Origin of the sequence: Exiguobacterium sp. SH31, assembly GCF_001816105.1 — a bacterium.
Taxonomy (GTDB): Bacteria; Bacillota; Bacilli; order Exiguobacteriales; family Exiguobacteriaceae; genus Exiguobacterium; species Exiguobacterium aurantiacum_A.
This window is the reverse complement of record NZ_LYTG01000005.1, coordinates 15663-29301: the sequence shown is the minus strand read 5'-3', so window position 1 is coordinate 29301 and position 13639 is coordinate 15663. Positions and strand designations below refer to the sequence as shown.

General features: G+C 51.0%; 11 protein-coding genes. 8 read left to right on the top strand and 3 right to left on the bottom strand.

The window, feature by feature from the left end; all coding sequences use genetic code 11:
- Positions 1-374 precede the first annotated feature (374 nt).
- The 3 genes from A6395_RS00960 to A6395_RS00950 are packed head-to-tail and all read left to right on the top strand — an operon-like array spanning position 375 to position 2750.
- A complete protein-coding gene (locus A6395_RS00960; RefSeq protein WP_071397501.1) occupies positions 375-935 on the top strand; it encodes a VanZ family protein in 561 nt (186 codons plus the stop codon).
- A 20-nt stretch (positions 936-955) separates the two neighbouring features.
- On the top strand, positions 956-1636 hold the full coding sequence (locus tag A6395_RS00955; RefSeq protein WP_071397500.1) for a response regulator transcription factor: 681 nt from the start codon (positions 956-958) through the stop codon (positions 1634-1636).
- 49 nt (positions 1637-1685) lie between these two features.
- A complete protein-coding gene (locus A6395_RS00950) occupies positions 1686-2750 on the top strand; it encodes a sensor histidine kinase (protein WP_233589539.1) in 1065 nt (354 codons plus the stop codon).
- Positions 2751-2868: 118 nt separating this feature from the next.
- Here the strand turns inward: A6395_RS00950 and A6395_RS00945 are convergent, their stop codons facing one another.
- Together A6395_RS00945 and A6395_RS00940 are read right to left on the bottom strand one after the other, a co-directional pair.
- Positions 2869-4362 (bottom strand): PH domain-containing protein, encoded by a 1494-nt coding sequence (locus tag A6395_RS00945; RefSeq protein WP_071397498.1) that lies wholly within the window; start codon positions 4360-4362, stop codon positions 2869-2871.
- A complete protein-coding gene (locus tag A6395_RS00940; RefSeq protein WP_071397497.1) occupies positions 4359-4868 on the bottom strand; it encodes a PH domain-containing protein in 510 nt (169 codons plus the stop codon). The genes A6395_RS00945 and A6395_RS00940 overlap by 4 nt, the downstream gene beginning before the upstream one ends.
- Positions 4869-5260: 392 nt before the next feature.
- Between A6395_RS00940 and A6395_RS00935 the strand changes: the two genes are divergently transcribed.
- From A6395_RS00935 to A6395_RS00925, 3 genes are read left to right on the top strand one after another with little or no spacing between them, the layout of a single operon-like run.
- On the top strand, positions 5261-5959 hold the full coding sequence (locus tag A6395_RS00935; protein ID WP_071397496.1) for a hypothetical protein: 699 nt from the start codon (positions 5261-5263) through the stop codon (positions 5957-5959).
- Positions 5959-6885 (top strand): AAA family ATPase, encoded by a 927-nt coding sequence (locus A6395_RS00930; protein ID WP_071397495.1) that lies wholly within the window; start codon positions 5959-5961, stop codon positions 6883-6885. The genes A6395_RS00935 and A6395_RS00930 overlap by 1 nt, the downstream gene beginning before the upstream one ends.
- A 5-nt stretch (positions 6886-6890) precedes the next feature.
- Positions 6891-7937 carry a DUF58 domain-containing protein gene (locus A6395_RS00925; protein ID WP_159429436.1) on the top strand — a complete coding sequence of 349 codons (1047 nt, stop codon included), beginning with the start codon at positions 6891-6893 and terminating at the stop codon, positions 7935-7937.
- Between the two features lie 272 nt (positions 7938-8209).
- Here the strand turns inward: A6395_RS00925 and A6395_RS00920 are convergent, their stop codons facing one another.
- Complete coding sequence (locus A6395_RS00920; RefSeq protein WP_071397493.1) at positions 8210-9301, bottom strand: FUSC family protein; 1092 nt, start codon at positions 9299-9301, stop codon at positions 8210-8212.
- 187 nt (positions 9302-9488) lie between these two features.
- Here A6395_RS00920 and A6395_RS00915 point away from each other — a divergent pair, with 187 nt between their 5' ends.
- The gene (locus A6395_RS00915) at positions 9489-10109 is read left to right on the top strand and encodes an NAD(P)-dependent oxidoreductase (RefSeq protein WP_084812885.1); all 621 of its coding nucleotides are present in this window, start codon (positions 9489-9491) and stop codon (positions 10107-10109) included.
- 16 nt (positions 10110-10125) lie between these two features.
- On the top strand, positions 10126-13506 hold the full coding sequence (locus A6395_RS00910; protein ID WP_252100492.1) for a dynamin family protein: 3381 nt from the start codon (positions 10126-10128) through the stop codon (positions 13504-13506).
- Positions 13507-13639 lie beyond the last annotated feature (133 nt).

Below are 13639 nucleotides of genomic sequence, written 5' to 3'. Positions count from 1 at the left end.
TGACCCCCTCGGCGCAATGAGATGGGTCACTTTCTGATTCACTAACCATTGTGGCGGCTGGGCCACTCTTAAAGTGGTAGCCTGTGAGCCAGAGGCCGGTGTATCGAGCACCGGTCTCTTTCTACTTGCATCATACCATATCTGTTCCAGGTTTTCAGTATTAGAAACACGAAAACGATGAATTTGACGTGACGAACAACCACTGGGTCACCCGATAGCAATCCGAGTTCATTTCTTGGTCCATTGTTCAATAAACCTTGGGGTAAGGCGAGACGCTTTGCCTTTTTTTAGATTTCATTTATAACTCCTTTAAGAAATCTTTAGAACTGTCATCTACGATAAAGGCAGTTCAAATTCTTAGGAGGTTTACAACCATGTATAATCAAGATTATTCAATTATGTTCACAATCGAATCAAAGGTCGTCCTCATCCCGCTCGCGATTCTCGGATTGATCACGTTACTCGTCTGGTCGTTTCGTAAAAAGAATGTAAAAGTCGCACAAACGATTTTGCTTCTATCATTCGGGATATACTTATTAGGTGTCCTTCACTTCGTCTTTTTCCCGATTGACGTCAATTTAGGAAAATACGCGAACCAAGTCCCATGGTGGAGAACGATTAATTTCATTCCGGTTTTGACCATCGACTTGCATTCATTTTTGCTGAATATCGTGATGTTCCTCCCATTCGGCTGTTTTCTTCCATTTTTGAAACCGGCGATCACGACACAAGAAATACTTAAACGAGGGTTTCAGTTTAGTCTGATCCTTGAACTGACACAATTATTGGTGCGTACGATACTAGGCAGTGGACGAAGCACGGATGTGAATGATTTATTGGCGAATGCGCTTGGCGCACTCTTAGGCTTTCTACTCGTTCGCTTCGTCGTCCAATACGCTCCGTTCCGACGTTTGTATCAGAATTTCCAACTTTAATTCGCAAGGGAGTTTTAGGCATGACAAAAATCTTGTTAGTGGATGACGATGTCCAAATCGCAGAACTGATTGATGTGTATGTAAAGAATGACGGGTATCACACGACGATGGCTACCGACGGGGAGATGGCGCTTGCTTTATTTAACCAAGAACCGTTTGACATAATTATTTTAGATTGGATGATGCCTCGGATGGATGGGCTTGAGTTTTGTAAGCGGGTGCGCCAGACGAGTCAGATCCCGATCCTCATGGTCAGTGCCAAAGTTGGTGATATGGATAAAATATTGGGATTGACGACGGGTGTAGATGACTACATCATCAAACCGTTCAACCCGCTCGAGTTGATGGCTCGTATTAAAGCATTACTACGCCGTTCCAATTACAATCGACCCAGTGAGTCCTCAAGCGTATTAGCAGGACCTTTTCTCATTGATCGAGCCAGCCACACCGTCACGATGCAAGAGCAGATGATTCGATTGACGGCACGTGAATTTGAGATTTTATATTTACTGGCGACACATAAAGGCCGGGTATATAGTTCAGAAGAGATTTTTGAGACTGTCTGGCAAGAGCACGGCGTCGGGACGAACCAGACCGTGATGGTTCACATCAGTAACATCCGTGAGAAATTACATTCCGTTGTGCCACATGAAGTCATCATTCATACGGTGTGGGGAGTGGGATATAAAATTGAGACATAATATATGGCGCGTCATAACGTTCATCCCCATGTGGAAACGTCTGCTATATGTGTTGATTACTTTTGGGGTCGCCACACTGAGCGGCGTTCTCTTACTGCCTGCCGTCTGGTACTTTGAGGAGTCTTCACGATTTGTGGAAAGTCTTGTCATCGTCCTTTCCTATTTCCGTGAAGGTGTGTTATTCCTGTTTTATAGTTTAATGGTCGCCGTTTGTTTCGTCTTGATCTATCAGTATGAGCATAAACGTTATTTACAGTTTCATATTGAGCGGATGACATCACTTGTGGAAGAACTCCACGCCAACTGTGATGCGGTTGAACAAGATGTCCCGCCAGAGCTAGACCGGTTGATGGCAACCGTCCGCAGCATCTCGAATAGTGCGGCAAAAGCAGAGTATGAATTGATTCAGGCAAATCGATTGAAGCACGAACTCGTGACGAACGTCGCGCACGATTTACGTTCCCCGCTCACGTCCATCACCGGCTACCTTGACTTGATTCATAGTGACCGTTACCGGGACGAGGTCGAATTGCGTCATTACATCCAAGTGATCCATGAGAACGCGAGCAATCTGAAAGGTTTGATTAACGATATCTTTGACTATACGTTTCTACAAAACGACCGCATCGTCCTACAAAAAAGCGAGGTCCATCTCGATGAATTGCTCAATCAGCTCATCACGCAGTCCCGATTACGTCTCTTAGAAGTTGAGATGGAAGCAAGATTCAGTTCTTCAGCCGAACGGCCCATCGTTGAAGGCGATGCGTTGAAGCTCGTGCGCGTGTTCGAGAATATACTCGAGAATGCGATGCGTTATGGGCGTGACGGAACGTATATCGATACGTTCGTTGAAGATACGGATAGAGCGGTCTTCATCAAAATGACGAATTATGGGGAGGAGGCGATCCCCTCCCGTGATCTCCCCTTCGTGTTCGAACGATTTTTTCGAGTCGAAAAGTCACGAGCCCACTACACCGGCGGATCAGGTCTAGGTCTCGCCATCTCCAAGTCTATCGTCGATTTGCATGAGGGCGAAATTCATGTGAGCAGTCAACCGGGGGAAACGACGTTTACGATCGTGCTTCCCAAAGCCCCCACACAGTCCTCTTTATGAAAAACATCGCGCAAGCGCTCAGACGCGCCATACTTTTTTATTAGCTGTTCGAACTAAAAAGACGAACCACATCGCCTATTGCGACTTGGTTCGTCTTTTTAGTTTGTCTGAGTTGAGGTTAAACCGATGTTTTCATGTCTGCCTCTACTGTATAGCGTGAGAACCAGGCGAGCATGGCGTCCGCCTCTTGGCGCGGGATGTCCTCAATCGACTCGACGGATAAGAGACCGCCGCGCGTCGACAATTGGACGTTACATAATCCAAAGCGGCGTTGGAGCGGCGTCTGCGTCACTTCTACCCGTTCGATCCGAGGTTTATCAGTTAAAAACGAACGGACGTTGAACGCACCTGTCCGAAGCTCGATGAAGTCATCGTTCCGAGCATAGCGGGTCGTCATGTAGTTCAACACGCGGCCGCTAATGATGATGGCCCACAACAAGACGAGCCACCAGGCGTAATCGCGGAAGAAATAAAGGACGACGCCACTGATGATGAGACCGAACCAACTGATGCGCATCAACTTGATCCAAAGCGAACGTGTCGGCAGACGATGGAGCGTATCGGCCCATGTGAACTGATTGAAGTGTTCGTTCAGCACGGCCATCGCCTTGTTCCGTTTTACGAACGGAAGAATCGTCGACGACTCATCTTTTAACTCGTCCATCGTGCCCGCTGCGACGAGCTCGACACCGACGATATTGAACCAGCGCCGGATGAACGTTTCTTTGATGCGGATCGCTTGAATCTTCTCATACGGGATTTCTTTCGCTGAACGGTTCAAAAGTCCTTTCTCGACGCGGACCCGGTCACCTCTTCGTTCGAGGTGGAAGTTTCCATACTTCATGAAGTTGATGACAGTCCCGATGATTAAAGACATGATCAGAATCGTCAGAACAGATAATCCTAGCGCGATGAACGAGGCATGGACGACCCAGTCCTCGATTTGATTGAACGTTCCATCAAGGTTGATGAAGTCATCGATTGAGGACACGACTGTCGAAGCGACCGGGAAGATGGCGAATACCGACAGCGATGTCAGTGATGCGATGATGATCTCGCGTGTCGACAAGGCATAGAGCATGACGCCGGCCGGTTTTTCCGTCACGGCTTCGATTGCTTCGCCTTCGAGTGTCGGTTCGGTCTCGGTCTTGCGTTGCCGCGATTGGTCGAGGATGTCCTCTAACCGTTGCGCTTCCTGTGGGAGCACCCCGGCCAATTTGAACGAGGCGTCATCACTGTTCGCGTTCGTATCGAACGTCAACTCGACGACACTGAGCAGACGATAAAGGAACGGGCTGTTCGAATGGACGCTTTGAATTTTATAGAGCGGGAGCGACTTCTCTTTTTTGATCCAATTCCCATCGATGATATACATCGTCTTGTCGTCCAAGGCGTAGCGGAAATTACGCCAGCCGAAGAATTTTTGAATCACGTCTAGTAAGAGAAAAAGCAAGATCCCGACGCGCAAAATGATGCCGAACGTCGAACTCCAGTCGTTATTGATCACAAACAGCAGTACGAGCGGGATGATAAACGACTTGATGACCTCTAAAACACGTAACAGTAAAACGCGAGTCGGTAGACGATGCCAAGTGAGCGTCGCTTCCGTCATACGACATCCTCCTCTTCAATCCGGGCGTAGACCGCGATTTGTTCACGGAGCGTCTTCGCGAACGACTCTTCGATCGCATAGATCTCATGCGACCCGGCCGCGGTGCCAATCGTGATCGTCTGCAGACCATATTTCCGGAGCAACGGCCCTTGCTGGGCGTGGACGTATTGCACTTTCGTCATCGGGATCAACACGTCGTGTGTCGTGATGATGCCATGATGCAATCGTATCTCGAGCGGTTTTACGTCATACGTGAAGCGTTCTTGTTTCCACTTTTGGAACACGATGATGTCGATCGCGCTATAGATAAGATCGATGGCGAGCAAGGCGTACATCGTGTATTGAAGCCACGTCGGCCAGTCAAAATAGAGCGAGGCGACGACGAGACCGCCGGTGATGACGAGCCCGATCAAGTAAAAGATGGCGCTAGACAACCGGAACACGGTCCGTGCTTCGATCGGTAGTTTTCCGCTGAGTGATGCTGGTACTGTTTCTATGTCTGACATTGGTGTTTCCCCCTATCCGTTCGGACGCGTTGTCCGTCTCTCTTTTAGTATACGTCGTTTATTTGAAAAAAGTTTCACCTTGATACTGTGAAACTGTTCAACCTGTCCCAATCGAGGTCTGACTCGTCGGACCTGACGCGGATGTTCCAGAACTTCATCATATGCTGTAAATGAGTCTGCATTCGCTTCTCTCCGCATCGCTTAAGATTTCTTTATTATACGACGAATTAAAAAGTTGGTGGTTAACAGCCTCTAGATGTATTTAAATTCAATTATTGACATTATTTTTTTATAATGGAATATTTAAGTATAAATTAACTTACTCTACTGAACTCGTTTGAAAGATTGATTTATGCTTTTACCTTTTCGAAGAATAAAATGAAGGAGGGTTTATGCAGAAAAGAAGAATGTATTATTTCATCATATCGACCTTGATCATCGTCGCTTTAGTTAAGATCGGAGGCACTTTCCTATATGGAATGATTGTAGATCGTCCCACCCAACAAGACATGTCTGGGAAGCCAAGGTATATCGACGGTGAGTCGGCAACCTTTGATAAAGTAGACAATCTAGAGGACACTAATGATATAGCGAAATGGGATGATCTTTTGTCGAAAGTACGCTTTGAGAAAAAAATTACCGGTGAGAATCAAAATACTGCTTCAGACGTCCTGAAATGGGCGGCTGTAGGTCTTTTGCTCATTCTATTTCTCAAGTACTACAAGCGCGTACGGGATTGGTGGGACAAGCGGCGCCGCAAAGCGACACCGTCCTCGGCTGACGAGAGACCATTGTCAGCGCAAGCCAACATGAACACAGTGTCCACGACCACACCAATCGTTCTCTATGCCTCTGATACTGAGCTTGGAAAACTACTCGTGGCGTTGAATGATGCCTTGAGCGACGCTCAAAAACGAAAACCGTACGAGACCGTCTCAGAGTGGTTTGCACGCATTCAATTCGATCAATCTGCGAAGCCGTATGCCGATGTACGATATGGAGAACGAGACGTAATCGACGAGCGCTCACTTCATGATTTCAAAGTATCTGTCAGACAGTACATACAACACCATAAAGGAGAGCGATCTTGATGAACATTCGTGCAATGATTGAAGAAATCAACCAAGTTTATTTGGGCAACCCGAAAGTGGTCGAACTGTGTGTGACGTCGCTGCTGGCGAACGGACATGTGCTCTTGGAAGATGTCCCGGGCACTGGGAAGACGATGTTGGCAAAGACATTGGCGACGAGTTTCCATGGCGACTTTTCAAGGATCCAGTTCACAGCCGACTTATTACCATCTGACATTATCGGTTCGGATTTTTTTAACCTGAAGACGCAAGAGTTTGAAAATAAGCAAGGCCCGATCTTCTCCAACATCGTGCTCATCGATGAAATCAACCGGGCGGTCCCACGTACGCAGTCCGCGTTGCTCGAAGCGATGGAAGAACGACAGGTGACGGTCGGGGGCAAGACATATCATCTACCTACCCCTTTCTTCGTCATCGCGACGCAAAATCCGATTGAATCATCCGGCACATTCTCTTTGCCTGATGCGCAGCTTGACCGCTTCATGATGTGTCTACATACAGGGTATCCGACTGAGGAATTCGAACTTCAATTGCTAGAGGAATCCGTCACCGAGACCCGTAAGACCATTTTAGCGAATGTCGATTTTGAGCAACTCTTACAATATCGAGCCGATGCAATGAAAATTCACATCTCGAAAGACGTGTCACGTTATATCGTCTCAATCGCGACCTCGTCACGTAGCCACCAGAACGTTCAGACGGGCATCAGTCCACGTGCGACGATCGCTCTCTCGAAAGCCGCGCAAAGCTATGCCTATATCCACAATCGTGACTATGTCACACCAGAGGACATCAAGTTCTTGGCCCCGTACGTTTTCGCTCATCGGTTGACACTGACGCTCGAGGGCGAGATCAAGTCCTCGAAGGCCATGGTCATGGAAGAACTCTTGGCGACCGTCCCGGTCCCGGTCGAGATGGGCATGTGACTCCGATGAACATCTCGACCAATGTATTTTTCTTGCTTGAGAAGCGCATCCAAATCGTCTTGTTTTCAGTGATTCTCATTTTATTGTTCGTGCCGTACCTCTCGATCCTTTCATTCGTTCTCGCTGTTTTTTTGGCGGCAAGTGTTTATATCGAGCGTTACACGAAACGGATTACTGCACAAATGGATGTCACCTGGAGGCAGTACGACTCGATTCTGTTCAAGGGCGACAGGTGTAAGTTCACCCTCGACCTGACGAACGTGCACCTGTTAAACGAAATGAGCACGAAAACATATATACGTACGCCGAAGGATGGACATTATGTCGTGAACTTAGAGGGGCATACGGAATCCATCATCGAATTGGACGAGCTGCCGTCTGATTTCGTCTTCGAACTTACAGGTAATCGAAGGGGACCCATCGAAGTAGCTGAAATCTCCATCACGATTAGCTTGCCTCTATCGTTAGGGACGTTGACACTCTATTTGGCTCCCCCTTTACGTTGGACGGTCTATCCATCGATTTCAAGTACTCATGCGCAACGTATCCGGTCACACCTGAAGCTTGGTGAGCGCGTCTCTAAATATTCTCCAATTAAAGATCGGTTATTACAAATCTCCTCGAAGCCCTATGAGGATGAACCGTCCAGACAAATCGATTGGTATGCGACGGCGAAGAAGTCCACCTTGCAAACGAAACTGTACCAGCCGGTCAATCAAGATATGTTCACGGTGTACCTCGATTTGTCAGCTTCGAACGGGATCGGCCTACATCATAAGTTTGAGGAACTGATAGAGGATACGGCATTGGTCAGTCGGGAATTGATTGAAAGCGGCGGGAAAGTCGAGCTGTTTGTGAACCGATTAGATCAAAAGGGGCATGTCAACCACTTGAGCATCCAAGAAGGGGCGAAGCAGCTTAAAAGTATCCTCGCGTTACTCTCCAGTCTATCGGAACAAGATCATTACATGGGTTCAACCCGGTTCTCCCCTTACGTGACGAAAATAAAAAATAAACAAGCTCAGCTCATAAAAATTGCATCAACTAACTGACTTTTTAAAAGCCAAGTTAGCTGATGCTTTTTTTATTCAAAAAGCAGTTCAACCAGCTGATTATGGTACATCTGTAACTTCACTAACGCTTTCTTTATGACATGACTCATTTCAAACAAGAGATCGAGCGTTATGTCGACTCCTACTATCATCGCCGCATCAAAAAACGACAAAAAAACTGAGCCCGGTGGAATACCGGACCCAGGTTCTCGAAGTCGCCTGACAAATTATTTAGTGTCTAACTTTTTTGTTTCAGTTCACGAGAGCGGTTTTTAGTCTTCAAAGAACCACTTCTTGCGCGGTTCCACTTTCAAGTTGTCGCTATGCTTCTTCATCTCGGTGATGAGGTAGCGTTCGAGTTCGTTCATCGCCTTGACCCAGTTCGTCATCGCCGCGACGAGCGGGACGACGGTCAAGATGAGTTCTTCCTCTTCGTCGCGCATCTTCTCGATCATCAGCTTGGCGAAGTCGAAGTTCTCGTGGATCAAGTCTTCCTCGCGGTCGATGATGTGTTCGTTCTCGAGTTCATACGCCGAGAACAAACGCTCATGCCGACGCAGCAAGTGCCGCATATGGCGCAACAGTTCTTCTTCGAGTTGTGGCGGCAGATGTTCGACCGTCAAATAATCGTCGTACAACTTGTCGAGCACGTGGATGGCGGCACTGTTCGTGTCGATCATCTTCGACTTGAGGACGGCCCGACGGTAGATCGGCGTCTTCTTCTCGAGCCAGCGGTTGGCTTTGATCTCTTCTTCGAAGTAATCATACGTCGTCTTCGAACCGCGATGTTTCTTTTTCGTCTCGTCGAGCGATTCGAACGACGAGCGGCCGCCTTCCGTCTCGGAGAACAAGCGAGCGATCCGGACCGCCATTTGAAAGACGGTCGTGATCTCATCTTCGAGCTTCCGTTCATAGCGCGGCGGGAACAATAACGCGTTGACGAGCAGCGCGACGGTGATCCCCATCATGATGAGCAAGTAACGTTCGCCGGCGAACATCCAAATCGACAAGTCGGACTGGCTCGCCCCTTCCATGATCAAGATCGTCGTCAAGATGACGGTCCGCGTCGTCGACTCGAGGTTCAAGAAGAGCAGGATCGAGATGGCGATGATGATGACGACGCCGATTGCGATCGGTGTCGGGTTCGGTGTCAGCATCAACGAGAACACGGCCAGTAAGGCACCGATCAAGTTCCCTTTCATCTCCTCTAAAAGCCGGACACCCGTCTGATACACCGACGGCAGTAAGGCGAGTGAGGCCGCGAGTGCCGGGACGACGATTTGTTCAAATTGAAACGCTTCGGCAATAAGTAACACCAGGGCGACAGAAATCCCGGTTTTGATCGTTCTAGCTCCAAATCTCATGCGTTCTCGACACCGGAGTGTCTTCCCCCTTTGTACACGTCATGCAATTTTTTTAGCCGACTTCGGCGTGCGTGAAACATTTGCCCTTCGAACCGGTCGAAGTCAGGTCATTTTGCCCGATTCGAGAGCGCTTCCGTGGTATGATGGCGTTGGATATTTTCTTTAATCTTGATGGGGAGGGGTTTACTTGTCAACCATTGCTTTATTTGGAGGAAGCGGCCGCACGGGGATGCGGATGCTTGAACGATTACTGGAGGACGGACATCACGTCCGCCTATTAACGAGACGACCGCTTCAACCGAGGGACGGTCTTGACGTCATCATCGGCGACGCCACCGACCAGGAAGCCGTCATTGAAACGATACAACGTGCTGACGTCGTCATGTCAGCACTCGGCACCGACAAACAAAACGTCTTGTCGCACTTCACCCCGCTCGTCATCGCGGCGATGCAACAGGCAGGACTCAAACGCATCTTGATCGTCGGCACAGCCGGCATCTTACGGGCACACGACTCGGACAACTATCGCTTCGAGACGCGTGAGTCGAAACGCTCGATGACGACCGCAGCCGAGGACCACGCCCGAGCCTATGAGCTGTTCGAAGCCTCCGACCTCGACTACACGATCGTCTGTCCGACGCAATTGATCGAAGGCGAATCTGTCGGTGAGATTGTCATCACGGCCGACGTGTTGGGCACGTTGAACTCAGGCCCGATCTCACGGGATGACGTCGCCGAGCTCGTGCTTCGCGCCTGGAAAGACAGAACATACATCAGACACCGCGTCGGGATCACGACGGAATCATGATTAGGGGATGGGGATTATGAACGAACAACGCATGCGCCTGGCGCAATTGACCGACGTATTTGAAACAGAAGACGAGACCGAGTCGGCCCGGCTCGCCCGGACCGCACTCCGGAAAGTGACGCGTGACGAGATCTGGATCGCCGTCTGCGGTCACTTCTCGGCCGGTAAATCGACGCTGCTCAACAACTGGCTCGGCGACGGGGTATTACCGACGAGCCCGATCCCGACGAGCGCGAACATCGTCACGCTCCGTAACGGTGACGCAAGTGCCTCGGTCGCCATCAATGACACGGACTGGATCGGACTCGGGACCGATGAGCTCGAACATTTAGGTGACTACTGCAAAATCGAAGAGATCAAAGAAGTCGAATACGCCCTGCCGCGCTTCCCGTTCGGAAGTGATGTCGTCTTGATGGACACACCAGGTATCGACTCGACCGATGAGCGTCACCGCCAAGCGACGGAACGGTCGCTCTTCCTCGCCGACCATTTGTTCTTCATGATGGACTACAATCACGTCCAATCGGAGCAGAACATCCAGTTGATGAAACAGTTCAGCGCCGAAGCCCGCCCCTACTCGATCATCATCAATCAGATCGACAAGCACGATGAGACGGAACTTCCGTTTGACGCGTTCAAACGCTCGCTCGAGACGGCGTTTATGCGTCATGCCATCAATCCGGACGATATGTTCTACATCTCGCTCCGTGAGCTCGACCACCCGGAGAACGAGGTCGTTCGGCTCAGGACCCACGTCCAAGCCGTCATCGAGACCGCCCGAGAGCAGAGTGAGGCGCGAGCAAATCTCCTCGTCGACACGTTGCTCGACCGGTCTGTGCGGTCAATCGAGACAGCGCTCGAACAGCTTCCGGTCGTCGAGAAGCAGACGGCGGAGATCCAATCCCGGCTCCAGCGACTCGAGAAGAAATCGACGTGGCTGCAGTCGTTCCGTCGTGAGTTCTTTAAACACCAGTCCCCGATCGTCGCCAGTGCGCCGATCATGAACTATGAGTTCCGTGAACTGCTGCGGGATTATCTGGAGAGTTGTGCACCTGAGTTCAAAGTCGGCCTGTTCTTCTCAAAAGAAAAGACGCGCCAGGAACGTGTGCGGCGTGAAGATGTCGCCGCCAAAGAGTTCAACCGATTGATTGATACGAACTTGCGGCCTCACTTGATCAAATACGCCGAGGACATCGTCCGTGACTTGAAACTGCCAGAAGCGATCTTGTCTCGTCCCGACACATTGCCGTCCGCACCGAAGACGCTCATCAGCGAGCAAGTGAAGGCCGGGGCGTCACTCAGTGGCGACACGGTCCTCCAGTTCAGCCGTGACATCGAGTCTGCCCTCGCCGCTTGGGTGACGAAAGTGTCCGACCCGTGGGTCACCTCGGTCGAGACGTATCTCGAGGCTGAAGGAAAAAAACGGATCGACCAAATCAAGGCCGAGCAAGACGACTTATATGACATGCTCGATACGCTGGCGCTTCAACGCCGGCTTGCTGAAAAGCAAGCGCTGCTCTCTACTTACGCCACACGTGACATCTCGGAAGACCGGTTGGGCGACCTCGAGACCCGCCATTACGTAGAGGCCGGCCAGTTACCGAAAAAACAAGTCGAACACCAGCAACAAGAAGTTGCGTCGACCTTGCTTTTGGGCGATGATATCGTTGCTTTTTCATTTGATTTTTCTTATGAATATGCGGTATGTGAAATATTAGAGAAACATCCGTTATTCAAGTCACGCGTGAAGTCGTTGCGTCATAAGTTGGCCCGGGCCGAGTCCGAGCGTTACACGCTCGCCATCTTTGGTGCGTTCTCGTCCGGAAAGTCGTCGACGCTGAACGCGTTGCTCGGCGAAACGGTGCTCCCGACGTCGCCGAACCCGTTGACGGCCTCGATCACAAAGATCGTGCCCCCGAACGGTCTAGCCCATAAGAGCGCCTCGATCACGTTCAAGACACGCGACGAGCTCGAGGCGGAACTGAACGGCTACGGCGCTTCGCTTGAAGCGCTCAGCATCGACCACCCGTTCGTCAACGCCGTCAAGAACGCTCCCCTGTCCTATCTCGGCAGTGAGCAGTCGGTCGACTACGACACGTTCTGCTCGTTCGTCACCGAGGAAGAGAAGAGTTGCATCGTCAAGGAGATCGAGCTATATGTCGACTCCCCTTGGGCCGAGCGCGGTATCATCTTCGTCGACACGCCGGGCGCCGACTCCCAGTTCAACCGCCACAGCGAGGTACAGTTCGGCTATATGCGCGACGCCGACGCCGTCCTGTTCGTGACGTACTACAACCATGCCTTCACCGAGGCCGACCGCGAGCTCGTCATCCAGCTCGGGCGGGTCCAAGGGACGGGCGGCCATGACATGTTCTTCCTCGTCAACGCGTCCGATTTGGCGACCGATGACGCGGAACGCGATGCCGTGACCGATTACGTGTCGAACCAGTTGACGAAGCTCGGCGTCCGCAATCCGACCGTCCTGCCGATCTCAAGCCGGAACGCCATCCAAGGCAGAGACAATGGTTTCGACCGCTTCTCGGCCAAGCTCGAGCAGTTCGTCGACCATGACCTGCGCCAAGCGAACGCCGTCCGCATCAAAGACGAGACGAGCGCTCTCGTCGCCGCGTTCGAAGACGTCTTACGCGAAGCCGAAGCCGATGCGACTGTTAAAGAAACACATCGCACACAACTCGAACAGTTGCGTGAGTCCGACAACCGATTAAGCGTCACGACGCTCGTCGACCCGTTCACGCGCGAAGTGAACGAACTGCTCGCCCACCTCGAGACGCGCTCCCTCTTCCGGCTCTCGGACTTCGTCAAGGAGACGTTCCATCCGGTCGAAGTCGACGGCTCGAAGGCGAGTCTCGAGCGCGCCCTGACACGCACGCTCGACAAGTATGCGTATGACATTCACCAAGAGCTGCAAGTGTTCCAATATCGGCTCGAGCGCTTCTTGAAGCAAGAGACAGACCGGTTGATCGAGCGTGAGACGCTCAAACTGCGCCCCGTCTTGCCGACGTTATCATACGAAGAAGACATCGACATCGACTGGCTCCGCGACGCCGTCGATCCGGTCACGTTCGAAGCGGACCCGTTCCGTCCCGTGTTGAAGCACTATAAGAACGCGAATCAATTCTTCGAAGCCGACGGTCGGACGAAGCTGCGCGACGACTTGAGCGCGCGCTTAAAAGCCGCCGTCCGGGAACAGCTCGAAGCAGTCGGTGCCGCTCAAGCCGAACGGACCGCTTCGCACTTACAATTGCTCGAGACGACGCTCAGCACTGCTTGGAACCGTGAAGTGAACGACCTCGTCGCCGGTGAGCTGAGCGTACTGACGGACGGGCAGTCGTTCGATGACATGAAACAGCGCCTCGATGCGCTCAGAAAGGATTGAACGCATGGGTTCATTACTGCTCGTCGGCCTGATCCCGGCCGTCATCATGACGGTCGCACTAGGTTTGTTTATCCGCCATTTGTATCTCAATAAAGAATCATAAAACAAGCCTCGAGCGCGCGCTCGAGGCTTG